The sequence below is a fragment of the Streptomyces sp. MMG1533 genome (assembly GCF_001279775.1).
Taxonomy (GTDB): Bacteria; Actinomycetota; Actinomycetes; order Streptomycetales; family Streptomycetaceae; genus Streptomyces.
Window position 1 is genome coordinate 83,441 of record NZ_LGDG01000041.1, and the last position, 24,325, is coordinate 107,765.

The following is a 24,325-nucleotide window of genomic DNA, read 5'->3' on the forward strand; positions in this document are numbered from 1 at the left end:
CCCTCAGAGACGGCAGGCGTGGATGGCCGTCGTCAGGATGGCCCGGGCGCCGATGTCGTACAGGTCGTCCATGATCCGCTGGGCTTCCTTGGCGGGGACCATCGCACGGACGGCGACCCAGCCCTCGTTGTGCAGCGGGGAGACGGTCGGGGACTCCAGGCCCGGCGTCAGCGCGACGGCCTTCTCGAGCTGTTCGACGCGGCAGTCGTAGTCCATCATCACGTACGTCCGGGCCACCAGGACGCCCTGGAGGCGGCGCAGGAACTGCTGGACCTTGGGCTCTTCGACCTCGGCTCCGACGCGGCGGATGACGACGGCCTCCGACTTCATGATCGGGTCGCCGAAGACTTCGAGGCCCGCGTTGCGCAGCGAGGTGCCGGTCTCCACGACGTCCGCGATGACTTCGGCGACGCCCAGTTCGATCGCGGTCTCGACGGCGCCGTCGAGGTGGACGACCGAGGCGTCGATGCCGTTGTCGGCGAGGTGCTTGGCGACGATGCCCTCGTACGAGGTGGCCACCGTCTTGCCGGCGAGGTCCGCGATGCCGGCCGCCGTGCCGGGCTTGCCGGCGAAGCGGAAGGTGGAGCGGGCGAAGCCGAGCGGGAGGATCGCCTCCGCGCTGGCGCCGGAGTCGATCAGCAGGTCGCGGCCGGTGATGCCGATGTCGAGCTTGCCGGAGGAGACGTAGATCGCGATGTCGCGGGGGCGGAGGTAGAAGAACTCGACCTCGTTCTCCGGGTCGACGATCCGCAGTTCCTTGGACTCACGGCGCTGCTGGTAGCCGGCCTCATGCAGCATCTCCGCCGCAGGTCCTGACAGGGAACCCTTGTTGGGGACGGCGATGCGCAGCATGAGGTCGGCTTCCTTCGTTCGTGCGTGGGTGATGTGCGGGTGGGTGGCGCGGCTCAGAGGTGGGCGTAGACGTCGTCCAGGGAGATCCCGCGGGCGACCATCATCACCTGGACGTGGTACAGCAGCTGCGAGATCTCCTCGGCAGCCGCCTCCTTGCCCTCGTACTCGGCGGCCATCCAGACTTCGGCGGCCTCCTCGACGACCTTCTTGCCGATGGCATGGACGCCCTTGCCGACCAGCTCTGCGGTGCGGGAAGTGGCGGGGTCGCCGTTTGCGGCCTTGTGCTGGAGCTCGGTGAAGAGCTCCTCGAACGTCTTATTGGACATGGTGGCGCCCACTTTACGCGTGTGCCGGCCGAGCTAACGCCACGGTTCAGATACTGAGCGGAGGGTGGCCGCGGTCGCCACCGCCGCGGTCACCGCCTCGTGTCCCTTGTCCTCGTTGGAGCCCTCGATGCCGGCCCGGTCCAGGGCCTGCTCCTCGGTGTCGCAGGTGAGGACGCCGAAGCCGATGGGGACGCCGGTGTCGACCGAGACCTGGGTGAGGCCCTGGGTGACTCCCTGGCACACGTACTCGAAGTGGGGGGTGCCGCCGCGGATCACGACGCCGAGGGCGACGATCGCGTCGTATCCGCGGCCCGCGAGGACCTTCGCGACGACCGGGAGCTCCCAGCTGCCGGGGACCCTCAGCAGCGTCGGCTCGTCGATCCCCAGGTCGTGCAGGGCGCGCAGCGCGCCGTCCACCAGACCGTCCATCACCTTCTCGTGCCACTGTGCCGCGATGACGGCGACCCGCAGGTCTCCGACGCCTCGTACGGACAGTTCCGGTGCACCCTTGCCGCTCACGTCTCTCCTTGGTGTTCTGTCTTACTGGTTGCCGCAGGTGGACACGGGGGTCGTGTCCAGCCAGGGCAGGTCGTGCCCCATCCGGTCCCGCTTGGTGCGCAGGTAGCGGAGGTTGTGCTCGCCCGCCTGTACCGGCATCGGCTCGCGGCCGTTGACCTTGAGGCCGTGGCGGACGAGCGCGTCGGTCTTGTCGGGGTTGTTGGTCATCAGGCGCAGGCTGTGGACGCCGAGGTCCTCCAGGATCTGTGCGCCGGCGCCGTAGTCCCGGGCGTCGGCGGGCAGGCCAAGCTCCAGGTTGGCGTCGAGGGTGTCGTGGCCCTGCTCCTGCAGTTCGTAGGCGCGCAGCTTGGACAGCAGGCCGATGCCGCGCCCTTCGTGGCCGCGGAGGTAGACCACCACTCCCCTGCCCTCGGTCTGGATGCGCTCCAGGGAGGCGTCCAGCTGGGGGCCGCAGTCGCAGCGCGCGGAGCCGAAGACGTCGCCGGTGAGGCACTCGGAGTGGACGCGGACGAGGACGTCCTCGCCGTCGCCGATGTCTCCGTGCACCAGGGCGACGTGTTCGACGCCGTCGACGGTGGAGCGGTAGCCGTACGCCGTGAAGGTGCCGTGGACGGTGGGCAGGCGGGTCTCGGCCTCGCGTCGGACGGTGGGTTCGGAGCTGCGGCGGTAGGCGATCAGGTCCTCGATGGAGATGATCGTCAGGCCGTGCTTGCGGGCGAAGGGGATCAGCTCGGGCAGGCGCAGCATGCGGCCGTCCTCGCCGGCGATCTCGACGATCGCGCCGGCCGGGCGCAGGCCCGCGAGGCGGGCGAGGTCGACGGCGGCCTCGGTGTGGCCGTTGCGGACGAGCACGCCGCCGGGCTTGGCGCGGAGGGGGAAGACGTGTCCGGGGCGGACGAGGTCCGAGGGCTCCGCCGTACCGCCGGCGAGCAGCTGGAGCGTGGTGGCGCGGTCGGAGGCCGAGATGCCGGTGCTCACGCCGTGAGCCGCGGAGGCGTCCACGGAGACTGTGAACGCGGTTTTCATCGACTCGGTGTTGTCGTCGACCATCTGCGGGAGCCGGAGCCGCTCCAGTTCGTCGCCCTCCATCGGGGCGCAGATCAGGCCGCGGCACTCGCTCATCATGAAGGCGACGATCTCGGGGGTCGCCTTCTCGGCGGCGACGACGAGGTCGCCCTCGTTCTCGCGGTCCTCGTCGTCGACGACCACGATCGGGCGGCCGGCCGCGATGTCCGCGATGGCCTGCTCGATCGGGTCGAGCGAGAAGTCCTCGAAACCGTCGGTGCTGTACAGGATGGGTGCGGCGCTCATGCCGGCGCTCCTTCCAGAGCGGGCTGCGGGCCCTTGCGGGAGCGCAGCCACCAGTCGCGCATGCCCCACAGGACGAGCGCGCCGTAGATGACGTAGACGAAGCCGGAGAAGGCGTAGCCGTTGGCGAAGTTCAGCGGGACGCCGACCAGGTCGACCAGCAGCCAGGCGAACCAGAACTCGACCATGCCGCGGGCCTGGGCGTACATGGCGACGATGGTGCCGACGAAGATGTAGGCGTCCGGCCAGGGGTCCCAGGACAGGGTCGGGTAGGCCTTGAAGAGGAGGGCCACGCCGACCGTGCCCACGGCGGCGGCACCGGCCATCGCCGCGCGCTCGCGCCAGGTGGCGAACCGCGGGGTGATGTGGCCGTCGCCACCGTCTTCGGCCCGGTCCTTGCGGCGGTTCCACTGCCACCAGCCGTACACGGCGACGACCATGACGACGGTCTGCTTGCCGGCGCTGCCGGTCAGGTGGCCGAAGAAGGCCCCGAAGAGGATCAGGCCGGACAGGAACTGGACGGGCCAGCTCCATATGGACCGGCGCCAGCCCAGGGCGAGGGCGGCCAGGCCGAAGATGTTGCCGACCATGTCCGACCACAGGATGTGCTGGTCGAAGAGGACGAAGGCCTCGGAGTTCAGCCAGTTCACCGGGTGGCCCCCTGACTGGTCATCAGCCGCTCGACGTACTTGGCGATGACGTCGACCTCGAGGTTGACCGGGTCGCCGGGCTGCTTCAGGCCGAGCGTGGTCAGGTCGAGGGTGGTGGGGATGAGACTGACGGTGAAGTGGTCGGGGCCGGCGTCGACGACGGTGAGGCTGATGCCGTCGACCGTGATGGAGCCCTTCTCGACGACGTAGCGCGTGAGGTCCGCGGGGAGGGAGATCTTCACGATCTCCCAGTTCTCGGACGGCTTGCGCTCCAGCACGCGGCCGGTGCCGTCGACGTGGCCCTGCACGATGTGGCCGCCGAGGCGGGCACCGAGTGCCATGGGGCGTTCGAGGTTGACGCGGGAGCCGGCGGCGAGGACGCCGAGGCTTGAGCGGTTCAGGGTCTCGGCCATCACGTCGGCCGTGAACTCGTCGCCCTCGTGGTCGACGACGGTCAGACAGACGCCGTTGACGGCGATGGAGTCGCCGTGCTTCGCACCCTCGGTGACGACGGGGCCGCGCAGCCTGAAGCGGGAGGCGTCGCCGAGGTTCTCGACGGCGGTGACCTCACCCAGCTCTTCGACGATTCCGGTGAACACTTCCCGGGTCCTCCTGCCTCTTCGGGCACGGACTCCGGGGCTGTCGATGACGACAGAATGAACGAGCAGGGACACCGGGGGCGACGCCGGACAGGGCTCGCCTCATGGACGAACCGGTACGGCGGCGCGCACGAATGCCCGCCCGCCGCGCACTGCCTCCCATCCGGACTTTAACCGTCGGTCCAGGAATTTCACCTGGTCAACCGGCCGCTGGAAGCGACCGGGTCGCGGACTGTAACCGCCGGTTCGGACTTTCACCGACCCCGGAGTGCGCTGCTTCTGGTACAGGGCCAGTGTGCCACGCCCGGTCGGCGTCCAGACGGGCGAGGGGTGTGGGGTGGCTCACAGGCCGCGCCGATGGACTTCCGGGCCGGGCCGTCGGGCCCCCAATTCCCGCACGCACTGCGGGCCTTGACCGTGGTCCACAAGTCTTGACGCAATGGTCTAGTCCTTTTTAGGGTCGCCTTGCGTGGACACCCGCACAGACGGGCCCGGCGGCGGTGACGACGGCCCTTGCCCGCCGCCGGGTCTCCCGCTCCCCGCGGGGCCCGTCTGGCAGGCTGAACCCATGACCAGCGCGCCCGCCGACGAGTTCGAACGTCACCGTCCCCGGCTGTTCGGCCTGGCCTACCGCATGCTGGGCTCCGCCGAGGAGGCCGAGGACACCGTCCAGGACGCGTATCTGCGCTTCGGCAGGGCCGACCGCACGGAGATCGAACACCCCGCGGCCTGGCTCGCCAAGGTCGTCACCAATCTCTGCCTCAACCGGCTGACCTCCGCCCGGGCACGGCGCGAGCAGTACGTGGGGACCTGGCTGCCGGAGCCGGTCGCCACTTCGGACGGGACGCTCGGCCCGCTGGAGTCGGCCGAACAGCGGGACGCCGTGTCCATGGCGATGCTGCTCCTGCTGGAGCGGCTGACGCCGGCCGAGCGGGCCGTGTACGTGCTCCGGGAGGCGTTCGGATACGGGCACCGGGAGATCGCCGGCGTACTGGACCTGACCGAGGCCAACTCCCGTCAGCTGTACCGGAGGGCGGCGCGGCGGGTGAGCGAGCCCCGGCCCCGATTCGACCCCGGACCCGAGCGGCGGGAACAGCTCGTCGCGGCCTTCGTCGCGGCGGCCAGGGAAGGTGATCTGGCCGGCCTGGAGAAGCTGCTCGCGGCCGATGCGACCTGGTGGAGCGACGGCGGCGGCAAGGTCAGTACGGCCCGGCGGCCGATCGAGGGCAGGGAGAAGGTCGTCCGGTTCACGGTGGGCGCTTTCGAGCGGTTCGCGACGGGCTTGGAGTTCACGGTGGCCGAGGTCAACGGCGCCGCCGCGCTGGCCGCCTGGTCGGGAGACACGCTTGTCGCGGTGGCCGCGTTCGAGGTGCACGACGAGCTGATCGCGCAGGTGCGGGCCGTGCTGAACCCGGACAAGCTGGACTTCGTACGACGTCAGCTCACGCGGCCGTAGCGTTCTGTCACATCGAGCAGGGCTACCCGGTCTCAGCTGACGAGGGACGCTCCACCCGGGAGCGTCCGGCGTCCGAAGGGGCTGAACCGCATGACCACGATCCTGGTGACCGGCGGTACCGGAACACTCGGCCGGCTCGTGACCGAGCGGCTGCGCGCGGACGGACACGAGGTACGGGTGCTGAGCCGGCACGCCCAGCCGTACGCCGTCGATCTGCGCGAGGGCGGCGCCGGGCTGGACGCGGCCGTCGCGGGCGTGGACACGATCGTGCACTGCGCGACCACACCGCGAGGTGACGAGCAGGCGGCCCGGCACCTGATCGGGGCGGCGCGGCGGGCGGGTGTGGGCCACCTGGTCTACATCTCGATCGTCGGGGTGGACCGGGTGCCGTTCGGCTACTACAAGACCAAGCTCGCAGTGGAGAAGCAGATCGAGGAGTCGGGGCTCGGCTGGACCGTACTGCGGACGACCCAGTTCCACGATCTGCTCGTGCGGCTGTTCCGGATCCTGGCCAAGGCGCCGGTGATGCTGCTGCCCGCGGGAGTCCCGGACCAGCCGATCGAGGTGGCCGAAGTGGCTGACCGGATGGCCGAGTTGGCGGCGGGAGCGCCCGCGGGGCGGGTCGCGGACATGGGCGGACCCGAGGTGCGGTCGTTCGACTCGCTGGCCCGGGCGTACCTGAAGGCGACGGGGCGGAAGCGGGCGGTGGTGAACGTGCCGCTGGCGGGCAGGACGTACCGCGAGTTCCGGGCGGGCGGCCATCTGACGCCGGAACGGGCCGTGGGGAAGGGGTCGTTCGAGGACTATCTGGCTGCCCGGAGGGGCTAGCCCGCCCCCCGGGGCGCGAACAACTCGTCCTGCGCCCGGTCCCGTGCCGTGAGCAGCGCCCCGCGCAGCACCGCGCCGCCGCCGAGGGTGCTGGGCCGCACCTGTGTGGGCAGGGGGGACAGTCGGGCGAGACGGTCCTGGACCCGGAGCGCCAGGGCGTCGCCGCCCGCACGGCCGATCTCTCCGGCCAGCACCACGCAGCCGGGGTCCAGTACGGCGACGACGGCGGCGGCGCCGAGGGCGACGCGGTCGGCGAGGGCGTCGAGGAAGCGGGCGGGGGCCTCGGTGCGGGACCCGCGGTGCGCGCGGTCCACCGCCGCTTCCACCGCCGCGCGGACGAGCGCCGCCGCCTGCGGCTCGTTCGCCGCGGCCGTGGCCGTCACCCCGTGCTCCGCCGCCAGGTCGGCGATCGCGCCGGCGCCCGCGAGGGAGTGGAAGCCTCCGTCGCAGCCGGTCGCCGACGGCAGTCCCGTCGTCCCCGGCACCGGCAGGAAGCCGATCTCCCCCGCGCCGCCGGAGGCTCCCCGGCGAAGGGTGCCGTCGAGGACGAGCGCGGCACCGATGCCGATGCCGAGCCAGAGCAGGGCGAAGGTGTCCCGGTCGCGGGCGGCGCCGTCGCGCTGTTCGGCGAGGGCGGCGAGGTTGGTCTCGTTCTCGACGCTGACCCGGGTCCGGGGGAAGCGCTCCTGAAGCGCGGCCACCAGTTGCCGGTGCCATTCGGGCAGGCCCGAGGAGTCGCGGAGGTCGCCGCTCGCCGGGTCGATCAGGCCGGGTGCGCCGATGCCGAGGGTGTGCAGCCGGTCCGCGCCGGCTTCCTTCGCCACCCGCTCGACCAGGGTGACCGCCTGGTCCACCGCGGGCCCGGTGCCCGTGTCGTCGCCGATCGGCACGGACGCCTCGGCGAGCACGCTGCCGAGGAGGTCGGAGACGAGGACCGCGACGCCCTCGGTACGGATGTCGAGGGCCGCCAGATGGGCGCGGTCGGCGACGATCCCGTACAGCTTCGCGTTCGGCCCGCGCCGCTGCTCGCCCGACTCCCCGACCACCGAGATCAGGCCGGAGGCGGTGAGGCGTTCGACGAGGTCGGCGACGCTCGGCCGGGACAGGCCGGTGAGCTGCTTCAACTGCCCTGCCGTCAACGGGCCCTCCTGCTGGAGCAGACGCAGGGCGAGTCTGTCGTTGATGGCCCGGGCGGTGCTCGAGGATGCGGGCATGCCGGGATCCTTCCAGATCGGCGAGGCCGGACAGCGGGGGCTGATTGTCCCGCTATCTATCAGGCAGGGTTCCTGATAGTTTACGGCGTCGCGAGCGCGGACCGAAAACCCGGGAGGGGCCCGAGAATGAGTGAAGTGGTCTTCGACCAAGTCGAGGTGAAGCGGGCCCGGTACGCCGTGGCCGCTGTGTTCGCCGTGCACGGGGCCGTGACCGGCTCGTTCGCGACACGTGTGCCGTGGATCCAGGACCATGCGTCGGTGAGTGCGGGACAGCTCGGCTTCGCCCTGGCCTTCACGGCGTTCGGCGCCTCGTGCTCGATGCCGCTGGCCGGCCGGATCACCCACCGCTTCGGCAGCCGGGCGGCCCTGCGCGGGCTGCTCTCACTGTGGACACTGGCGCTGGTCCTGCCGTCGCTCGCGCCGAACCTGTACACGCTGTGCCTGGCGATGTTCGCCTACGGCGCCACTGCCGGCATGGCCGACGTCGCCATGAACGCGCTGGGCGTCGAGGTCGAGCGACTGCTCGGCAAGTCGATCATGTCCGGCCTGCACGGCATGTGGAGCGCGGGTGCGCTGATCGGCTCGGCGGCCGGCACACTCGCCGCGCACCTCGGTGCGGACGCGCGCCTGCACTTCGCGCTGGCGGCGGCCGCCCTCACCGTGCTCGGGGTCCTGGCCTGCCGCTGGGTGCTCGACCTGCAGCCCGCCGAGGACGAGGAGCCGCCGCCGAGGTTCGCACTGCCGCCCAGGTCGGCGCTGCTGATCGGCGCGGTCGGTTTCTGCGCGGTGTTCGCGGAGGGGGCGAGCCTGGACTGGTCCGCGGTCTATCTGCGCGACCGGATGGACACCTCGGCGGGGCTCGCCGCCGCCTGCACGACCGGGTTCATGCTCACCATGGCGCTGGCACGACTCGTGGGCGACGCGGTCGTGAACCGCTTCGGCTCGGTCCGTACCGTGCGCGTCGGCGGTGTCCTCGCCGCCGCGGGAGGGCTGCTCATCGTCGTCGCGGACCATCCGGCCGTGGCGATGGGCGGGTTCGCGCTGATGGGTCTCGGTATCGCCGTCGTCGTACCGCTGTGCTTCGCCGCGGCGGGCCGCAGCGGGCCGAACCCCAGCCTCGCCATCGCCGGCGTCGCGACCATCACGTACACCTCGGGCCTGATCGCACCGAGCGCGATCGGCGGAATCGCCCAGGCGACCAGCCTGATGGTGTCGTTCGGTCTGGTGACGGTGCTGGCGTGCGGGCTCGTGGTCTTCGCGGGCGTGCTGCGCGCGGGCGACCGCGACCGGCCGAAGGTCAGCCGGCGGCCCGCAGCAGTTCCCGACCCGCGGCCCTGAACCCGTCGCTCCACGGCGCTGGACGCAGGGTCCCCGCGTCCAGCCGCACCTGCACCCGGGTGCCCCGCGCGTACGTCGTGGCACCGTCCGCCGAGCAGAACCGGAAGCCGTACGTCAGACGGGTGCTGCCGAGGCGTTCCAGCCGGAGGTGGACGGCGCACGTGCCGGTCCGGGTGAACGGGGCCTCGTAGCCGGTCAGCAGCTCCTTGACCACGTTGCAGGCGACCCCGGCGCTCGCCCGGGCGCCGTCGAAGCGGAGGCCGTGCTCCTGCCGGAACCCGGTCCAGGCCCGCTCGACCAGCAGAGGGCAGCGGGCGTTGTGCAGCATGCCGAGCACGTCGAGGTCGTCGAGGTCGTCGAGGTCGTCGAAGTGGACCGTGACCGGCTCAGCCGGCCGTACGTCAGGGCGGGGGCGATCGGGGCTTCGGCGGTCACGTGAGAATGGTCCCGGCATCGCACCCGCACGCGACGAAAGCGAAACCGCACCATGGATCTTGGCGTCCGCTGGAAACTGCACGGCGACGGACACACGCCGGCGCCCGGAGCGGTGGTCCGCCCCGACGAACGGCTCTCCTGGCCGCGCACGGTCGGGCTCGGCGCCCAGCACGTGGTGGCCATGTTCGGGGCGTCCTTCGTGGCCCCGGTCCTGATGGGCCTGGACCCGAACCTCGCCATCATGATGTCCGGCGTCGCGACCGTGATCTTCCTGCTCGCCACCCGGGGCCGGGTGCCCAGCTACCTGGGCTGCTCGCTGTCCTTCGTGGGCGTCGCCGCGGTCATCCGGGCCGACGGCGGTACGAGCGCCACGGTGACCGGCGCGGTCCTCGTCGTCGGCATCGCGCTCTTCCTGGTGGGTGTCGCCGTCCAGCGCTTCGGGGCGCGGATCATCCACGCCGCGATGCCGCCGATCGTCACCGGCGCGGTGGTGATGCTGATCGGCTTCAACCTGGCGCCCGTCACGGCCTCGACGTACTGGCCGCAGGACCAGTGGACGGCCCTGCTGGTCATGCTGTTCACCGGTCTGGCCGTCGTCTGCCTGCGGGGCTTCTGGTCACGGATCGCGATCTTCCTCGGCCTGGTCTTCGGCTACGGCATCTCCTGGGCCTTCGACCGGATCTTCGGGCGGATCCACTCGGTGGACGCGAGCGGCAAGCTCACCGACCACTGGCGGCTCGACCTCTCCGCCGTCGGCCAGGCCGACTGGGCCGGGCTGCCGACCTTCCACGGGCCGTCCTTCCAGTGGTCCGCGATCCTGGTCGCGCTGCCCGTCGTCATCGCCCTGGTCGCCGAGAACGCCGGGCACGTCAAAGCGGTCGGCGAGATGACCGGCGACCGGCTGGACGACAAGCTCGGTACGGCGATCTCCGCCGACGGCATCGGCTCCGTGCTGTCCACCGCGGTCGGCGGCCCGCCCAACACCACCTACTCCGAGAACATCGGCGTGATGGCCGCGACCCGCGTCTACTCCACGGCCGCCTACTGGGCCGCCGCCGGCTTCGCCCTCCTCTTCGGCCTGTGCCCGAAGTTCGGCGCGGTCGTGGCCGCGATCCCCGGCGGCGTCCTCGGTGGGATCACCGTCATCCTGTACGGCATGATCGGCCTTCTGGGCGCCCAGATCTGGATCAACGCCGACGTGGACCTGCGCAACCCGCTCAACCTGGTACCGGCCGCCGCGGGCATCATCATCGGCGTCGGCGACGTCACCATGGAGTTCACCGACACCTTCTCCCTCAGCGGCATCGCCCTCGGCACACTGGTCGTCATCACCGGCTACCACGCGCTGCGCGCGTTCGCGCCGGCCCACCTCAAGACGCAGGAGCCGTTGCTCGACGAGGGGACTTCGACGTACGACGAGAAGGCCGGACAGCCGTGAGTCCCGCCCTGTCGCCCGACGACGCCCGCCGCCTGCACGAGCTGCTGGGAGCACGTCCGATGCACGCCCGGCGGCTCACCGAGCGCGGGTACTCCAACGTCCACCGCCGGCTGGTGAGCCTGGACAACGGTCGGTCGGTGTTCGTGAAACGTGCGGCCGACGCGCAGACGGCGAGGTGGTTGCGGGACGAACACCGCGCCTATGCGGAACTCGGGGGTGCTTTCATGCCCCGGCTGCTCGGCTGGGCCGACGGGGAGCACCCGATGCTCGTCCTGGAGGATCTGTCGGGCTGTCACTGGCCGCCCCCCTGGTCGGCACGGCAGGTCCGCGCCGTGCTCGACGCGCTCGCGGAACTCGCCGCGAGCCGTCCCTTCCCGGGCCTGGGCAAGGTCACCGAGACCGTGCACGCGCAGAGCGGCTGGGCGGAGGTGGCCCGCGACCCCGCCCCCTTCCTCGCCCTCGGCCTGTGCTCTCCAGGCTGGCTCGACCGGGCGCTCCCGGCACTCCTGGACGCCTCCGGCGACGCCACGTGTCTGGACGGCGATGCGGTGCTCCACCTCGACGTGCGCAGCGACAACCTCTGCTTCCGGGACGGCCGGGCGCTCCTGGTGGACTGGAACCTCGCGGCCGTCGGCAACGCTCGGTACGACATCGCCTTCTGGCTGCCCAGCCTGCACGCCGAAGGAGGACCGCCGCCGGACTCGGTCGCCTCGGTCCCGCCCGAACTCGTCGCGCCGGTCGCCGGGTTCTTCGCCTGCCGCGCCGGGCTTCCGGTCGTCCCGGCGGCGCCACGGGTCCGGGACGTCCAGCTCAGCCAGCTGAGGACGGCGCTGCCGTGGTGCGCACGGGTGCTCGGGCTGCCGTTGCCCGGATGACCCGCCCGGGCCCCTTCGTCAGCGCGCCAACTCGTAGGCGTACGAAGGCGTGAACGTCCCCGGTGCCCCCTTGCACCCGTCCGACTCCCCGGGCAGCTTCACCCACAGGTAGCCGTCGATCCGCGCCTCCCCGGTGTTCAGCGTCGGCGTGCGGCCGAGCTTGCGGCCGGACGGGTCGCACCACTCGCCGTCGGCCGGAGCGCCGTTGCCGTTGCGGCTGGTGTCGATGACGGCGCCGAGCCCCGACGGGCCGCCGAGGGCGTCGAGGACCTGCCGGTCGTAGGCGATCTCGTCGTCCGTGCGGTGGAAGTTGGAGACGTTGCTGAAGATGCCGTCGGAGGAGGCGGCCGAGGCGGCGCCGGCCTGCCGCAGCCAGCCCGCCTGTTTCGCGGCGGCGTTCCAGCCGGAGTGGCCGGCGTCGTAGTAGACCCGGGCCTTGGGGTCGGCGGCCTTGAGGACGCGGCCCGCGCGGGCCAACGAGGCGAAGCGGCGGGCGCGTTCGCCCGACGAGAGGCACTCGGTCTGGGCGACCGAGTCGGGCTCCAGGATCACGATGACCTCGCCGGACCCCAGCCCGGCGGCGAAGGCGTCGATCCAGTCGTCGTAGGCGTCGAGGTCGGGCGCCCCGCCCTGCGAGGCGCCTCCGCAGTCGCGGCCGGGGATGGCGTACGGCACGACGACGGGCACCCGGCCCTGCGTGCTGCCTCCGGAGGTGACCGCGCGGACCCGCGAGGTGATGGTCGACGGCGTGAAGTCGGCGAACCAGACGGCCGCGGGCTGGTCGGCTATGCGGGACGCGATGACCGCGTGGCGCGGGTCGGCGCCGTGGGCGTGCACCCAGTCGAGCACCTGGGACTCGGGGTAGCGGTAGAGCCGGGTGGAGGCGGCGGGGGACTGCCGCTTCTCCGTCTTCGTCGGGGACGGCGAGGGACTCGCCTTCTTCTTCGGGGAGGGCGAGGCGGAAGCGCTCGCGCTGGGTGAGGCGGAGGGCGTCGGGACGGCGGGCAGGGGCGCCAGGTACGGCGAGCTGGTCACCTCGGGCCTCGCCTCGTCGGCGTCACGCCGGTCGTCGAGGGCGGACAGCATCCCGGTCGCGGTGCCTATCGCGACCACCACGGAGGCAGCCGCGGCCATGACGCCACGCCGCGCGGACCGCCTGCGCTCGGCCCGGCGTGCGGCCAGACGCTGCGCACGTGAGCCTGACACGGTGCAGCTCCCCCCTGTTGCTCTCCCCCACGGCGGGCGCGTTCCCCCGTTCTGGGGAAGCGTCGGGCCCGCCGGTACCCGGGCCAGCCTAAAGCTGCGACTCTGCCCCCATGGTGCAATGCGAACAAGTCACCACCCCCGTCGAGCCGGTAGCCCCTCCCGTCGACCCGGTCACCACTCCGGTCGACGGGATCATCTCCCGAATGCGCGCGCTCGACGCGACCCTGCCGGCGCGCGACGGCCTCGCGGTCTTCAACCGCGTCTACCTCGCCGTCACCGAGGCGGTCGATCAGCGCATCGACAGCGGCCGGTTCGGGGACGCGCGGGCCGCGATCACGCTGGACGTGCGGTTCGCGGAGCGCTACCTGGACGCCGTCGAGGCGGTGGCCGCCGAGCGGCGCCCGCCGGCCTGCTGGCGGCCTCTGTTCCAGATGCGCCGCCATCCCGGAGTACGACCATTGCAGTTCGCGCTCGCGGGCATCAATGCGCACATCGGGCACGACCTGGCGCTCGCCGTCGTGGACACCTGTCGTACGCTCGGCTGCGAACCCGCCGATGTGGAGGACGAGTTCGACCGCGTGGGCGATCTCCTCGTCTCGCTGGAGGAGCGCATCCGCGAAGAGCTGATGCCGGGCCCCGACCTCCTCCAGATCGCCGACCCGCTCACCCATCTGCTCGGCTCGTGGAGCCTGGAGCGCGCCCGGGAGGCGACGTGGACCGCGGCGCGGGCCCTGTGGGTGCTGCGCCGACTGCCCGACGTCGCCGAGGAGTTCACCGAACGTCTGGACGCGGCGGTGGGCCTGGCGGGACGCATGCTGCTCACGCCCCTGCCGGACTGACCGGCCGCAAAGGCTCAGTCCTCCGGGAGTTCCACGGGCGCGATCTCGTCGTACACGTCCCCCGGTCCGGGGTTCGTCGCGTCGGTCGTCCCGCCGAAGTGGTGCATGACGCCCCAGACCGCGTTCAGCGCGGTCTGGACGGCGCCCTCGGCCCAGCCGGCCGTCCAGGAGACGTCGTCGCCGGCGAGGAAGATGCCGCGCTTGTCCTCGGGCAGCCGGTCCTGCATGAAGTGGGTGAACAGGCGCCGCTGGTAGCGGTAGTGGCCGGGCAGGTTGGCCTTGAACGCGCCCATGAAGTAGGGCTCGTTCTCCCAGGAGACCGTCACCGGGTTGCCGATGACGTGCTTCCTGATGTCGACCTTCGGGTAGATCTCGCCGAGTGACTTCAGCATGACCTCCATCCGCTCGTTCGCGGACAGCGGCAGCCACTTCAGGCTGTCGTCGCACCAGGTGTAGGAGAGGCAGATGACGGCGGGCTTGTCCGGACCGTCGTCCAGCAGATAGGTCCCGCGCGTCATCCGGTCGGTGAGGGTCATCGACATGACGTCCCGGCCGGTCTGCTCGTCCTTGTCCAGCCAGAAGGGCCGGTCGACGGGGACGAAGAGCTTGGACGACTCCATGTAGTGCGTCCGCTCGATCGCCGTCCAGTGGTCGATCGGGAAGAGCGAGTCGTCGCAGGCGATCTTCGACAGCAGCATCCAGGACTGGGCGGTGAAGACCGCCGCCTGGAAGGTGCGGATGTCGCCGCCCGCGTCCGTCACGGTGATCCGGTTGCCCGCGGTGCGGTGCAGCCGGGTCACGGCCGGCCGCGGTTCGCCGCCTTCGTGCAGGCTCGCCAGCGAGGTGCCGTGGGGCCAGTGGACGATCTTCTCCGGCTCGCGCTCCCACAGGCGCAGGGGCAGTTGCTGGGAGCCGCCGACGATGCCGCGGTGGTGGTCGTCGGCCTCGGTGTAGACGACGCGGAGGATTTCGAGGATGGAGTTGGGGAAGTCCGTGTCCCAGCCGCCCGTCCCGAAGCCGACCTGGCCGAAGATCTCGCGGTGCCGGAAGGACTTGAAGGCGTCCGAGTCGCAGAGGAAGCCGTAGAAGGTCTGGTTGTCGAGCCTCTCGACGAGCTTCGCCCAGATCTCCCGGATCCGCGGCACGTCCCGCTCGCGCAGGGCCCGGTTCATGTCGGAGAAGTCGGCGCCCTCTTCGAGGCACGCGCTCCAGGCGGCCGCGACGTCCCGGTAGACCTGGGGCAGGTCGTCGACCGTCTCGGCGTAGTGCGACTCGCCCTTGAGGTCGACGACGGTCGAAGGGGTCGTCTCCGCGAGGGGGTTGGGGAAGGGCCGGGTCGTAAGGCCCACCAGGTCGATGTAGTGCTGGAGGGCCGTGGAGGACGGCGGGAAGCGCATCGCGCCCATCTCTGCGGTGAGCGACGGGTCGCAGCCGTCGAAGCCGACCGTCCGCAGCCGGCCGCCGATCCGGTCGGCCTCGTAGACGACGGGCTTGAGGCCCATCTTCATCAGCTCGTACGCGGCCACGATGCCGGACAGCCCGCCGCCGACGACCGCGACCTCGGTGCCGTGCTCGGTCGCGGGTATCTGGCCGAGCCCCGCCGGATGGGCGAGGAAGTCGTCGTACGCGTACGGGAAGTCCGGGCCGAACATGGTGATCGGCGGCTGCTGCTCGTCTGCGTGCTCGACGGCGTTGGGCACGGTGGACGTCATGGGGTACGGACTCCTTGCACGAAAGGAACTCGGGGGAAACTCAGAGGGTTTCAGACCAGGGACCCGTAGAGACCGGGGCGCCGGTCCTGCAGATACGGGTTCGCCTCGCGGGACGCGGCGAGGAACGCGGGGTCGACGTCGGCGAGCAGCAGCTCGTCGCCGCGCCCGGCGCGGGTGCGGGCGACTCCGTCGGGCCCGGCGAGGGTGGAGAGTCCGACGAAGTCGAACTCCCCTTCCTGGCCCACCCGGTTGACGTACGCCACGTACATCTGGTTCTCGAAGGCCCGCACCGGCACCACCGACTCGGCGACGAACTGGAACGGGTGCATCTGCGCGGTCGGCACGAGGAGGAGATCGGTGCCGGCGAGGGCGTGGGCGCGGACGTTCTCCGGGAACTCGACGTCGTAGCAGATCATCAGGCCGACCCGCAGACCGTCGAGCTCGGCCTGTACGACGGTCTCGTCGCCCGGCGTGAAGTGGTCGCGCTCGAAGCAGCCGAAGAGGTGGGTCTTGCGGTAGTTGGCGAGGCGGGCGCCGTCGGCGGAGATCAGCTGGGCGGAGTTGTACACCACGTCCGCGGCCCGCTCGGGGTAGCCGTAGGCGATCGCGAGGCCGTGCCCGGAGGCGATCTCGGCGACCGCGTCCGCGGCCTCGCCGTCGGCGGGCTCGGCGAGGCGGCCGATGTCGTCGCCGATCGCGTACCCGGTGAGGAACATCTCCGGCGCGGCCAGCAGCGCGGCGCCCGAGGCGGCGGCCCGGCCCGCGGCCTCGTCGAGGACCTTGAGGTTCTCGACGCTCGAGCCGGGGCGGCCGGAGCTCTGGAGCAGGGCGGTGCGCATGCGTGTTCCTCACCGGGCGGAAGAGTGGTTGTGGGAGCCATGTAGACGGTACGGGCGGCGGGCTCGGGCGGACAAGAAGGAGCCGTTGCGCGTCGGTGAGCGGTTCGTTGCGTGCGCCGGGTGTACGGCGGCGATTCGTTGCGCTCACCGTGCCGCCCTCCGTACGAGCACGGCCCCGGCTACCTCAGTGCCGGTCGCGCCCTGGCCGCCAGCACCAGCGCCGTCACCAGGTACGGCACCGCGAGCACCGCGAACACGGTGCCGTGCGAGGCCCGCGTGCCGAGCGTCGCGTACACACCGAACACGGCGACCGTGGCGAGTTCGGTGCCCAGGCCCGCGACCGAGGTCAGGGTGGCCCGGCCGGCGCTGTCGATCCGGTGCTGGAGCCGCACGTCGGCGAGTACCTCCGCCAACTGGAAGCCGCCGAAGGCAAGGGCCACCAGGACGATGCCGGCCGGAGTCCGGGCCACGGCCCCCGCGGCGAGGGCGAGCGCGGCGCCCGCGAGCAGCACGGCGAGGCCCCTCGTACCCAGGCGTTCGGCCGCTCCGGCCAGCAGGCTTCCGGCGGTGACGCCCGTCCAGATCAGCAGGACCAGCCAGGGCACCGTCTCGTCCGCCACGCCGAGGTCGCGGATCAGGAGCGGCGTGTACTCGTCGAGCGCGCCCCACACCGCGGCGACGGCCGGCACGAGCAGGAGGGCGCCCCGCACGGACCGGTCCTTGCGGGCTTCGGCGAGTCCGGCCCGCAGGGTGGTCGCCCAGCCGCCGTCCCCGGCCGCCGCCGGCACCCGGTGTTCCGGGAACCGTGTCGCCGTGGCCGCGGTCAGCAGGCAGGCCAGGACGCTCGCCGCCCCCACGAGGGGGTATCCGCCCAGCGCGAGGACGGGTCCGGCGAGGCCCATCGACGCCATCGTTGCCAGCAGCCGCGCCGCCCGGGCCCGGCCCATGACGCGCGCGTACCGGTCGGCGGCGCCGAGCCGGTCCAGTTCGTCGTAGACCAGGGCCTCCTGCGCGCCGGAGCCGAGCGCTCCCCCGGCGCCCCACAGGACGAAGCCGAGGGCAAAGGCCCCGTACGAAGGGACGATCACCCACAGGGCGAAGCCGACGGCGGTGAGCAGCGGGCCGATCCAGAGCAGCGTGCGCCGGGACACGGCGTCGGCCCAGGCGCCGGAGGGGACCTCCAGCAGCACGGCGGTGAGCGACCAGAGGGCGAAGAGGGAGGAGATCTGCCACAGGGACAGACCGGTGTCGGCGAACAGCAGCGCGTACACCGGGTAGAGCAGCACGAGGTCGTCGAGGAACGCGTAGCCGTACAGCGTGGCCGTGAGCCGTCGCACACCGGTGGTGTCGGGCACACGCGCAGGTGAGAGTGTCATGAGGCCTTCCCGCAGGGACGAATCGGACGCCGGAGGTACGGCGTCCGAGGCGGCCCTCGGGAGGCACGGCTGGTGGATCAATGTCGCCAGGTCATGGAACCGATGTTAGACGGGCTCCGCCCCGCCGCCCAGCGAAAATATGATGATCACGGCCGCGTGGTCGGACGGCCGGTCGTTGTCCTCGACGTAGGCAGTGGCACGCTCACCGCGGCTCCGGCGCCGAGCGCGGCGGCCTCGTGCGCGGGCAGGTCGGCCTTCACTCCCGTGCCGTCGGCGAGCCGCACGGTGACCCGGGTGGCCCCGCCGAGGAACGCGGTGGCGACCACGCGGGCGTCCCCGGCGTCGTCGGCCCGTACGCCCATCGCCTCGGGCCGCACCAGCACGTCGACCCCGGCCACCGCCGGCGCCGGCCGTCGACCGGCAGCGCGTCGAGATGCGGGACGAGTTCGCGGCGGCCTGCTGGACGGCCGGAAGACCGTCCCGGCGTCGCGGTGGTGGGCCGGGACGCGGGTGATGTCCTCGCCGTCGACCAGCACCTCGCCCGAGTAGGGGTGTTCGAACCCGGCGAGCACGCTCGGCGCGGTGGTCGTGCCGCTGCCGGACGGGCCGAGCAGGGCGAGGAGTTCACCCGGCCGGACGGTCGCCGACGAACTGCGCCGGTCGATCGACCGGGAGGCGTACACCGTCGGGAGCCTGCTGCCCGCGGAGGCCGAACTCGCGGTCCGCTACGGCGTCTTGCGCGGCACGGGGCGTCAGGCCGTCGCGGCGCTCACCACCGAGGGGCTCATCGGCTCGCGCCAGGGCGCCCACCGCGTGGTCCCGGCCGGCCGTCGCAGCCAAAGCTTCGCCGAGCTGCGCCGCTTCGCCCAGTGGGCCCGCACGATGGACCGCGAGGCGACCGGCCGGGTGGTCGGGGCAGGAGTACCGTCCGGCGACCGCCGAGGACGCCGTACGCCTCCAACTGCGCGAGCGGGTCCCGGTGTTGCACGTCCTGCGGCTGCGCGGCCCGGACGGCGAGCCGGGCCTCCTGGAGCGGACCGTGTACGCCGACCGGATCGCCCCCGCCGGTGAGCCGATCGAGCCGGACCGGCCCTCGGTCACCCGACGCCTCCCCGACGACACCGGCCCGGCCTTCGCCTACGGTGAGCACGTCATCGACGCGGTGGCGGCGGGCGCCCGGGACGCCGAGCTGCCGGGCATCCGCCGGACGAGTCCGCTGCTGCGGGTCCGCCGGGTGACGACGACGCGGGAAGGGCGCCCGGTGGAGTGGTCGGACGACCGCTGTCGCTCGGACGCCGTGAGCTTCAGCGTGCACAACTCGATAGGGAACAACGCCCTGGCCCCGAAGACGGCCGACTGAAGGAGACCCTCATGGAGATCGCCGCCCTGCCGCACGTCGACGAACACACCACCGTGATCGCGGCGGAGGCCGACGCCGTCTGGCGCGGCCTCGGCGACGTCCTGGACCGCTCCTCCCTCGGGCCCGGGTACGCGCGCCTCGTGGGCTGCGCGGACCGTACGGCGTCCGGGCCCCGGCCGCTGGCCGAGGGCTCGACATTGCCCGGCTTCCGGGTGGCCTCGGCGGACCGGGGCCGGGAGCTGGTCCTCGTCGGCCGCCACTACTTCTCGACGTACGCCCTGGTCTTCCGCCTCGACGAGGCGGGCCCGGGCCGCACCCTGCTGCGGGCCGAGACCCGGGCCAGGTTCCCCGGCCCGGGCGGCGCTCTCTACCGGCTGCTGGTCATCGCCTCGGGCGGGCACGCCGTACTCACCGGCCGCCTGCTGTCGGCGATCCGCCGCCGGGCGGAATAGGTCAGGTCGGAGAGCCGGACGAGAACCGGCGCAGCAGCGGCGACAGCACCAGAACGGACTTCGTCCGCTCCACGAACGGCTCCCCCGCGATCCGCTCCAGCACCCGCTCGAAGTGGCGCATGTCGGAGGCGAAGACCTGGACGACCGCGTCCGCCTCGCCGGTGACGGTCGACGCGGCCACGATCTCCTGGTAGCGCTCCAGGCCCCGCTGGATGGTCTCCGGCGAGGTGTTGGACCGGCAGTAGATCTCGACGAAGCCCTCGGTCTCCCAACCGAGGGCCGCCGGGTCGACCCGGACGGTGAATCCGGTGATGGCTCCGGTGGCACGCAGCCGGTCCACGCGCCGTTTCACGGCGGGCGCGGACAGGCCGACCAGTTGCCCGATGTCCGCGAAGGAGCGGCGGGCGTCCTCGGCGAGGGCGTGCACGATGCGTTCGTCGAGATCGTTCAGCACTGCGGGTGGTTCACTTCGCTTCAGATGTGGCAAGACGGGAGCGGCGATGGCCGTACACGAAGTAGAACACGAGCCCGACGGCCATCCAGACTCCGAAGACCACCCAGGTGACGGTCGAGAGGCTGCCCATCATCCAGATGCAGAGGCCGAGGCCCAGCGCGGGCAGGACCGGTGACAGCGGCACCCGGAAGGTGCGGGGCATGTCGGGACGGGTCCGGCGCAGCACCACGACGGCGATGTTGACCAGCCCGAAGGCGAAGAGGGTGCCGATGCTGGTGGCGTCGGCGAGCTGGCCGAGCGGAATGGCCGCGGCCAGGACCCCGCAGAACAGGGACACGATCAGGGTGTTGGCGCGGGGCGCCCCGCTCTTCGGGTGGACGCGGCCGAACACCTTGGGCATCAGCCCGTCCCGGGACATCGCGAAGAGGATGCGGGTCTGGCCGTAGAGGACGGTCAGGACGACGCTCGCGATGGCGACGACCGCGCAGAACGCCAGCAGCGTTCCCCAGAAGGTCTGTCCGGTGACCTCGCGCATGATCTGGGCGAGCGCGGCCTCGGAGTCGGTGAACCGCTGCCAGGGCTTCGCACCGACGGCGACGGCGGCGACGAGGACGTACAGCGCGGTCACGATGACGAGGGACAGCATGATCGCGCGGGGCAGGTCGCGCTGCGCGTTCTTCGCCTCCTCGCCGGCGGTGGAGGCCGCGTCGAAGCCGATGTACGAGAAGAAGAGCGTCGCCCCGGCCGCGCTCACGCCGGCCATGCCGAGCGGCATGAAGTTCTCGTAGTTGCCGGAGCGGAAGCCCTGGATGCCGATCGCGCAGAACAGCACCAGCGCGGCGATCTTCACGACGACCATGACGGTGTTGGCGCGGGCGGACTCCCGGGCACCGCCCAGCAGGAACGCCATCGCCAGCAGGACGACGATCAGCGCCGGCAGGTTGAAGACGCCGCCGTCGCCGGGCGGGGCGGACAGTGCGGCCGGGATGGTGACGCCGATGGTGCCGTCGAGCAGCTCGTTCAGGTACTCGCCCCAGCCGACGGCGACGGCGGCGACCGAGACGCCGTACTCAAGGACCAGGCACCAGCCGCATATCCAGGCGACCAGTTCGCCCATGGTCGCGTACGCGTACGAGTACGAGGATCCGGAGACCGGGATGGTGCCTGCCAGTTCGGCGTAGGACAGGGCCGAGAAGAGCGCGGTGAGTCCCGCGATCACGAAGGAGAGGGTGACGGCCGGGCCCGCCTTGGGGACGGCCTCGCCGAGGACGACGAAGATTCCGGTGCCGAGGGTGGCACCGATGCTGATCATGGTCAGCTGCCACAGCCCGAGGGAGCGTCGCAGGCTGCCTCCCTCACCCTGGCCGCCCTCCGCGACCAGGCGTTCCACCGGCTTGCGACGCATGAGACGCGCACCGAGGCCCGGGGACGAGGGCCCGTTCTGACTGCGCTGTTGCGGGGGTGCGCCTTGGTCGAGCACGCGCTGACTCCTTTGTCGCTGCCACTGAGGGCGGCGGGGACCTGCGGCACCCCTGCGCGAGCAGGAACCCACCGAGCGGGGTCCCCGCCACGCCACGTACAGCGCATGACCCTATGAGCCAGGGCATCGCGGTCGTAATGCGGCAACCTTGCGCATCTCCGCAAGTTCGTTGCGTTCATCGCGAACGGGCGGGCGTTCGTTGCGCGGCGGCCGTCATGCGTTGCGTGAGACCCAGGTCAGCGCCCTGACGGCAGTTCCTTGACGAGGAAGGTGCACGGGTCGACGCACTCGCGGGTCGTACCGTCGTGGTCCTCGTACGAGTACCGGTCGAGGTAGTCGAGGAGGGGGCGGTAGCCGAGCCGGTCGTAGAGAGCGGCCGCGCGCGGGTTGTCCCTCCCGACGCCGATGCCGACGACCGTCAGACCCCGCCCCCGGGCCAGGTCCTCGGCGGCACGGATCAGCGCGGTGCCGATGCCGCGCGAGCGAAGTCCTTCCGGCCGGACGCCCAGCCCGCCGATCTCGGGACAGTCCACCGTGACTTCGGGCGCGGCGCAGCCGAGCCACCGCATCTCCGTGTGCCCGACGGGCCGCCCGTCCTGCCAGGCGGCGAGGTACGTGCACTCTCCCGCCTCCTGCCGCGCGAACCGGCGGGCATGGAACGAGGTGGCGCCGGGCGAGCCCAGGTACCGGTCGAGCAGCGCCACGTCGGCGGCCCCGCAGACGGTGATCTCCATGCACCCGACAGTACGGACCGGGCATGCGGACGGCCCCCGATTTTCCCCACGAGCGGGACAACGGGGGCCGTACGGAAGGGAGTTGCTCAGACCCAGCTGGCGTGCAGCGGCTTGCCCTCCGCGTAACCGGCGGCGCTCTGGATGCCGACGACGGCCTTCTCGGCGAACTCCTCCAGGGATCCGGCACCGGCGTAGGTGCAGGAGGAGCGGACGCCCGCGATGATCGAGTCGATCAGGTCCTCGACGCCCGGGCGGGCCGGGTCGAGGAACATGCGGGAGGTGGAGATGCCCTCCTCGAACAGCGCCTTGCGGGCGCGGTCGTACGCCGACTCCTCCGACGTCCGGTTGGCCACGGCACGCGCGGAGGCCATGCCGAAGGACTCCTTGTAGAAGCGCCCGTCGGCGTCCTGCTGGAGGTCGCCGGGAGACTCGTAGGTGCCGGCGAACCAGGACCCGATCATCACGTTGGACGCACCGGCCGCGAGCGCCATGGCGACGTCGCGCGGGTGGCGGACACCGCCGTCGGCCCACACGTGCTTGCCGTACTTCTTCGCCTCCGCCGCGCACTCCATGACGGCGGAGAACTGCGGTCGGCCCACGCCGGTCATCATGCGGGTGGTGCACATGGCGCCGGGTCCCACACCCACCTTGATGATGTCCGCGCCCGCCTCGACGAGGTCGCGCACACCCTCCGCGGCGACGATGTTGCCCGCGACGATCGGCACGTGCGGGTCGAGGCCGCGCACCAGCTTGATCGTGCTGATCATCGACTCCTGGTGACCGTGCGCCGTGTCGATGACGAGCGTGTCGACTCCCGCGTCCAGCAGTTGCTTGGCCTTGGCCGCGGCATCGCCGTTGATTCCGACGGCGGCGGCGATGCGCAGCCTGCCGTTCGCGTCGACGGCGGGCGTGTAGAGCGTGGCGCGCAGGGCGCCCTTGCGGGTGAGGATGCCGGCGAGGCGGCCGTCCTTGTCGACGGCGGGGGCGTAGCGGCGGTTGGCGTGGTCCAGCCGGTTGAAGGCCTCGCGCGGGTCGATGTCCGCGTCGAGCAGCAGCAGGTCCTTGGACATGACCACTTCGAGCTGGGTGAAGCGGTCGACGCCGGTCAGGTCCCGGTCGGTGACCACACCGATGGGCCGCTCGTCCTCGTCGACGACCACACCGGCGTTGTGCGCGCGCTTGGGCAGCAGGGACAGCGCATCGGCGACGGTCTGGTGCGGGGCCAGCACGATCGGCGTGTCCAGGACGTGGTGACGGCTCTTCACCCAGGAGACGACCTCGGTGACGACCTCGATCGGGATGTCCTGCGGGATGACCACCAGTCCGCCACGACGGGCCATCGTCTCGGCCATGCGGCGCCCGGCGATGGCGGTCATGTTGGCGACGACCAGCGGGATGGTGGTGCCCGTGCCGTCCGGGGAGCTGAGGTCCACGCCCTGCCGCGAGCCGACCGCGCTGCGGCTCGGGACCATGAACACGTCGTCGTACGTCAGGTCGTACGGGGGCTGGATGTCGTTGAGGAAACGCACGTGCTGCACATCCCAGTCGATCAGAGGTGGCCCCCGGACAGGTCAGCCAGGGGGAAGAGCACGTACTTCATTGTCCCATGGCGACCGGAATGCGATACACGGGCGGATCGTCCAGGCAGGTCAGAGGGGCCTTAGGAGGAATCTCCAAGGGCGAGCGTCACGGTCAGTGCCTGCGTCCGGTCCGCCGCCCCGGAGAACACCTCCTGAGCGATCTGCCACTCCTCGGGGAGGGCCTTCGCGTACGGCTCCCAGTTTCGTACGACGATCAGCAGTCCCCTCTCGACGGCGTCCTCGGGCCAGACGGTGTGGTCCGAGAGGCTGTCGGCCAGCGCGTCCCAGTTGCGGCCGAACCAGTCGGGCAGCCCCAGGGCCCGGGCGCAGCGGTCCATGAGACCCGCCTTGTCGGTGACCCCGTCGAGGTCGAGCGTGACCACGTGTTCCGTCATCTCTGTACCGCCCTGGAGGAGTTGTGGTGATCGTCGGTGTAGTGGACCACAAAGGGGGCG

Annotated in this window: 24 protein-coding genes, 2 pseudogenes and 1 riboswitch; of the genes and pseudogenes, 8 read left to right on the plus strand and 18 right to left on the minus strand. The window is 71.7% G+C overall.

From position 1 onward, the window contains the following. Positions 1-3: 3 nt before the first annotated feature. The 6 genes from hisG to ADK57_RS07450 are packed head-to-tail and all read right to left on the minus strand — an operon-like array spanning position 4 to position 4,254. The gene (hisG, locus tag ADK57_RS07425) at positions 4-852 is read right to left on the minus strand and encodes an ATP phosphoribosyltransferase (RefSeq protein WP_053748553.1); all 849 of its coding nucleotides are present in this window, start codon (positions 850-852) and stop codon (positions 4-6) included. 53 nt (positions 853-905) lie between these two features. Further along, positions 906-1,178 carry a phosphoribosyl-ATP diphosphatase gene (locus ADK57_RS07430; protein WP_020117406.1) on the minus strand — a complete coding sequence of 91 codons (273 nt, stop codon included), beginning with the start codon at positions 1,176-1,178 and terminating at the stop codon, positions 906-908. Between the two features lie 33 nt (positions 1,179-1,211). Further along, positions 1,212-1,697, minus strand: a complete 486-nt coding sequence (ribH, locus tag ADK57_RS07435; protein WP_053748554.1) for a 6,7-dimethyl-8-ribityllumazine synthase — start codon at positions 1,695-1,697, stop codon at positions 1,212-1,214. Between the two features lie 21 nt (positions 1,698-1,718). Beyond that, on the minus strand, positions 1,719-3,008 hold the full coding sequence (locus ADK57_RS07440; protein ID WP_053748555.1) for a bifunctional 3,4-dihydroxy-2-butanone-4-phosphate synthase/GTP cyclohydrolase II: 1,290 nt from the start codon (positions 3,006-3,008) through the stop codon (positions 1,719-1,721). Next, the gene (locus ADK57_RS07445; RefSeq protein WP_053748556.1) at positions 3,005-3,655 is read right to left on the minus strand and encodes a nicotinamide mononucleotide transporter family protein; all 651 of its coding nucleotides are present in this window, start codon (positions 3,653-3,655) and stop codon (positions 3,005-3,007) included. Before ADK57_RS07445 ends, ADK57_RS07440 begins: the two co-directional genes overlap by 4 nt. Beyond that, a complete protein-coding gene (locus ADK57_RS07450) occupies positions 3,652-4,254 on the minus strand; it encodes a riboflavin synthase (protein WP_053748557.1) in 603 nt (200 codons plus the stop codon). The genes ADK57_RS07445 and ADK57_RS07450 overlap by 4 nt, the downstream gene beginning before the upstream one ends. 145 nt (positions 4,255-4,399) lie before the next feature. Further along, positions 4,400-4,530: riboswitch (FMN riboswitch) on the minus strand. 292 nt (positions 4,531-4,822) lie between these two features. Here ADK57_RS07450 and ADK57_RS07455 point away from each other — a divergent pair. After that, positions 4,823-5,710, plus strand: coding sequence for an RNA polymerase sigma-70 factor (locus ADK57_RS07455; RefSeq protein ID WP_053748558.1), 888 nt, complete (start codon positions 4,823-4,825; stop codon positions 5,708-5,710). A 90-nt stretch (positions 5,711-5,800) separates the two neighbouring features. Further along, positions 5,801-6,538 carry an SDR family oxidoreductase gene (locus tag ADK57_RS07460; protein WP_053748559.1) on the plus strand — a complete coding sequence of 246 codons (738 nt, stop codon included), beginning with the start codon at positions 5,801-5,803 and terminating at the stop codon, positions 6,536-6,538. On the opposite strand, the gene ADK57_RS07465 is transcribed toward ADK57_RS07460, so the two are convergent. Beyond that, positions 6,535-7,752 (minus strand): ROK family transcriptional regulator, encoded by a 1,218-nt coding sequence (locus ADK57_RS07465; RefSeq protein ID WP_053748560.1) that lies wholly within the window; start codon positions 7,750-7,752, stop codon positions 6,535-6,537. The genes ADK57_RS07460 and ADK57_RS07465 overlap by 4 nt on opposite strands. A gap of 126 nt (positions 7,753-7,878) precedes the next feature. Here ADK57_RS07465 and ADK57_RS07470 point away from each other — a divergent pair, with 126 nt between their 5' ends. Next, on the plus strand, positions 7,879-9,090 hold the full coding sequence (locus ADK57_RS07470) for an MFS transporter (RefSeq protein ID WP_053748561.1): 1,212 nt from the start codon (positions 7,879-7,881) through the stop codon (positions 9,088-9,090). Here the strand turns inward: ADK57_RS07470 and ADK57_RS07475 are convergent. Further along, positions 9,050-9,525 (minus strand): annotated as a pseudogene (locus tag ADK57_RS07475) (acyl-CoA thioesterase). The gene ADK57_RS07470 and the pseudogene ADK57_RS07475 overlap by 41 nt on opposite strands. Before the next feature lie 52 nt (positions 9,526-9,577). On the opposite strand from ADK57_RS07475, the gene ADK57_RS07480 reads away from it, so the two are divergent. Next, the gene (locus ADK57_RS07480) at positions 9,578-10,963 is read left to right on the plus strand and encodes a uracil-xanthine permease family protein (protein ID WP_053748562.1); all 1,386 of its coding nucleotides are present in this window, start codon (positions 9,578-9,580) and stop codon (positions 10,961-10,963) included. After that, positions 10,960-11,838, plus strand: a complete 879-nt coding sequence (locus tag ADK57_RS07485) for a phosphotransferase (protein WP_053748563.1) — start codon at positions 10,960-10,962, stop codon at positions 11,836-11,838. Before ADK57_RS07480 ends, ADK57_RS07485 begins: the two co-directional genes overlap by 4 nt. An 18-nt stretch (positions 11,839-11,856) precedes the next feature. On the opposite strand, the gene ADK57_RS07490 is transcribed toward ADK57_RS07485, so the two are convergent. Beyond that, positions 11,857-12,972: a glycoside hydrolase family 6 protein gene (locus ADK57_RS07490; RefSeq protein ID WP_053748564.1), complete on the minus strand. Its 1,116-nt coding sequence runs from the start codon at positions 12,970-12,972 to the stop codon at positions 11,857-11,859. A 182-nt stretch (positions 12,973-13,154) separates the two neighbouring features. Here ADK57_RS07490 and ADK57_RS07495 point away from each other — a divergent pair, with 182 nt between their 5' ends. Then, the gene (locus ADK57_RS07495; RefSeq protein ID WP_053748565.1) at positions 13,155-13,883 is read left to right on the plus strand and encodes a DUF5995 family protein; all 729 of its coding nucleotides are present in this window, start codon (positions 13,155-13,157) and stop codon (positions 13,881-13,883) included. A gap of 14 nt (positions 13,884-13,897) precedes the next feature. Here the strand turns inward: ADK57_RS07495 and ADK57_RS07500 are convergent, their stop codons facing one another. The 4 genes from ADK57_RS07500 to ADK57_RS07515 form a co-directional block, all read right to left on the minus strand. Beyond that, positions 13,898-15,595 carry a flavin monoamine oxidase family protein gene (locus ADK57_RS07500; RefSeq protein WP_053748566.1) on the minus strand — a complete coding sequence of 566 codons (1,698 nt, stop codon included), beginning with the start codon at positions 15,593-15,595 and terminating at the stop codon, positions 13,898-13,900. Between the two features lie 50 nt (positions 15,596-15,645). Further along, the gene (locus tag ADK57_RS07505) at positions 15,646-16,434 is read right to left on the minus strand and encodes a carbon-nitrogen hydrolase family protein (protein WP_053748567.1); all 789 of its coding nucleotides are present in this window, start codon (positions 16,432-16,434) and stop codon (positions 15,646-15,648) included. Between the two features lie 179 nt (positions 16,435-16,613). Further along, positions 16,614-17,810, minus strand: coding sequence for an MFS transporter (locus ADK57_RS07510; protein ID WP_053748568.1), 1,197 nt, complete (start codon positions 17,808-17,810; stop codon positions 16,614-16,616). 146 nt (positions 17,811-17,956) lie between these two features. Further along, complete coding sequence (locus ADK57_RS07515; RefSeq protein ID WP_078973010.1) at positions 17,957-18,493, minus strand: ATP-binding cassette domain-containing protein; 537 nt, start codon at positions 18,491-18,493, stop codon at positions 17,957-17,959. Here ADK57_RS07515 and ADK57_RS07520 point away from each other — a divergent pair. Beyond that, positions 18,405-19,170: pseudogene (locus tag ADK57_RS07520) on the plus strand (GntR family transcriptional regulator). The gene ADK57_RS07515 and the pseudogene ADK57_RS07520 sit on opposite strands and share 89 nt — an antisense overlap. 11 nt (positions 19,171-19,181) lie before the next feature. Further along, complete coding sequence (locus tag ADK57_RS07525; protein ID WP_053748570.1) at positions 19,182-19,622, plus strand: hypothetical protein; 441 nt, start codon at positions 19,182-19,184, stop codon at positions 19,620-19,622. A gap of 1 nt (position 19,623) precedes the next feature. On the opposite strand, the gene ADK57_RS07530 is transcribed toward ADK57_RS07525, so the two are convergent. The 5 genes from ADK57_RS07530 to ADK57_RS07550 all read right to left on the minus strand — a co-directional run bounded on the left by ADK57_RS07530 (position 19,624) and on the right by ADK57_RS07550 (position 24,265). Continuing rightward, the gene (locus tag ADK57_RS07530) at positions 19,624-20,076 is read right to left on the minus strand and encodes an Lrp/AsnC family transcriptional regulator (RefSeq protein ID WP_053748571.1); all 453 of its coding nucleotides are present in this window, start codon (positions 20,074-20,076) and stop codon (positions 19,624-19,626) included. Positions 20,077-20,086: 10 nt separating this feature from the next. Next, complete coding sequence (locus ADK57_RS07535; protein WP_053748572.1) at positions 20,087-21,556, minus strand: amino acid permease; 1,470 nt, start codon at positions 21,554-21,556, stop codon at positions 20,087-20,089. Between the two features lie 236 nt (positions 21,557-21,792). Continuing rightward, positions 21,793-22,290, minus strand: a complete 498-nt coding sequence (locus ADK57_RS07540) for a GNAT family N-acetyltransferase (RefSeq protein WP_053748573.1) — start codon at positions 22,288-22,290, stop codon at positions 21,793-21,795. Positions 22,291-22,376: 86 nt separating this feature from the next. Further along, positions 22,377-23,819: a GuaB1 family IMP dehydrogenase-related protein gene (locus tag ADK57_RS07545; protein ID WP_053748574.1), complete on the minus strand. Its 1,443-nt coding sequence runs from the start codon at positions 23,817-23,819 to the stop codon at positions 22,377-22,379. Positions 23,820-23,950: 131 nt separating this feature from the next. Next, positions 23,951-24,265, minus strand: a complete 315-nt coding sequence (locus ADK57_RS07550) for a barstar family protein (RefSeq protein ID WP_053748575.1) — start codon at positions 24,263-24,265, stop codon at positions 23,951-23,953. Positions 24,266-24,325 lie beyond the last annotated feature (60 nt).

Excerpts from the sequence above, each read along its gene's own strand:
- ADK57_RS07470 (WP_053748561.1), top strand. The coding sequence starts at position 7,879 with ATGAGTGAAGTGGTCTTCGACCAAGTCGAGGTGAAGCGGGCCCGGTAC.
- hisG (WP_053748553.1), bottom strand. The coding sequence starts at position 852 with ATGCTGCGCATCGCCGTCCCCAACAAGGGTTCCCTGTCAGGACCTGCG.
- ADK57_RS07490 (WP_053748564.1), bottom strand. The coding sequence starts at position 12,972 with ATGGCCGCGGCTGCCTCCGTGGTGGTCGCGATAGGCACCGCGACCGGG.
- ADK57_RS07505 (WP_053748567.1), bottom strand. The coding sequence starts at position 16,434 with ATGCGCACCGCCCTGCTCCAGAGCTCCGGCCGCCCCGGCTCGAGCGTC.
- ADK57_RS07460 (WP_053748559.1), top strand. The coding sequence starts at position 5,801 with ATGACCACGATCCTGGTGACCGGCGGTACCGGAACACTCGGCCGGCTC.
- ADK57_RS07550 (WP_053748575.1), bottom strand. The coding sequence starts at position 24,265 with ATGACGGAACACGTGGTCACGCTCGACCTCGACGGGGTCACCGACAAG.
- ADK57_RS07510 (WP_053748568.1), bottom strand. The coding sequence starts at position 17,810 with ATGACACTCTCACCTGCGCGTGTGCCCGACACCACCGGTGTGCGACGG.
- ADK57_RS07525 (WP_053748570.1), top strand. The coding sequence starts at position 19,182 with ATGGAGATCGCCGCCCTGCCGCACGTCGACGAACACACCACCGTGATC.
- ADK57_RS07455 (WP_053748558.1), top strand. The coding sequence starts at position 4,823 with ATGACCAGCGCGCCCGCCGACGAGTTCGAACGTCACCGTCCCCGGCTG.
- ADK57_RS07465 (WP_053748560.1), bottom strand. The coding sequence starts at position 7,752 with ATGCCCGCATCCTCGAGCACCGCCCGGGCCATCAACGACAGACTCGCC.
- ADK57_RS07495 (WP_053748565.1), top strand. The coding sequence starts at position 13,155 with ATGGTGCAATGCGAACAAGTCACCACCCCCGTCGAGCCGGTAGCCCCT.
- ADK57_RS07430 (WP_020117406.1), bottom strand. The coding sequence starts at position 1,178 with ATGTCCAATAAGACGTTCGAGGAGCTCTTCACCGAGCTCCAGCACAAG.
- ADK57_RS07500 (WP_053748566.1), bottom strand. The coding sequence starts at position 15,595 with ATGACGTCCACCGTGCCCAACGCCGTCGAGCACGCAGACGAGCAGCAG.
- ADK57_RS07440 (WP_053748555.1), bottom strand. The coding sequence starts at position 3,008 with ATGAGCGCCGCACCCATCCTGTACAGCACCGACGGTTTCGAGGACTTC.
- ADK57_RS07480 (WP_053748562.1), top strand. The coding sequence starts at position 9,578 with ATGGATCTTGGCGTCCGCTGGAAACTGCACGGCGACGGACACACGCCG.
- ADK57_RS07540 (WP_053748573.1), bottom strand. The coding sequence starts at position 22,290 with ATGGAGATCACCGTCTGCGGGGCCGCCGACGTGGCGCTGCTCGACCGG.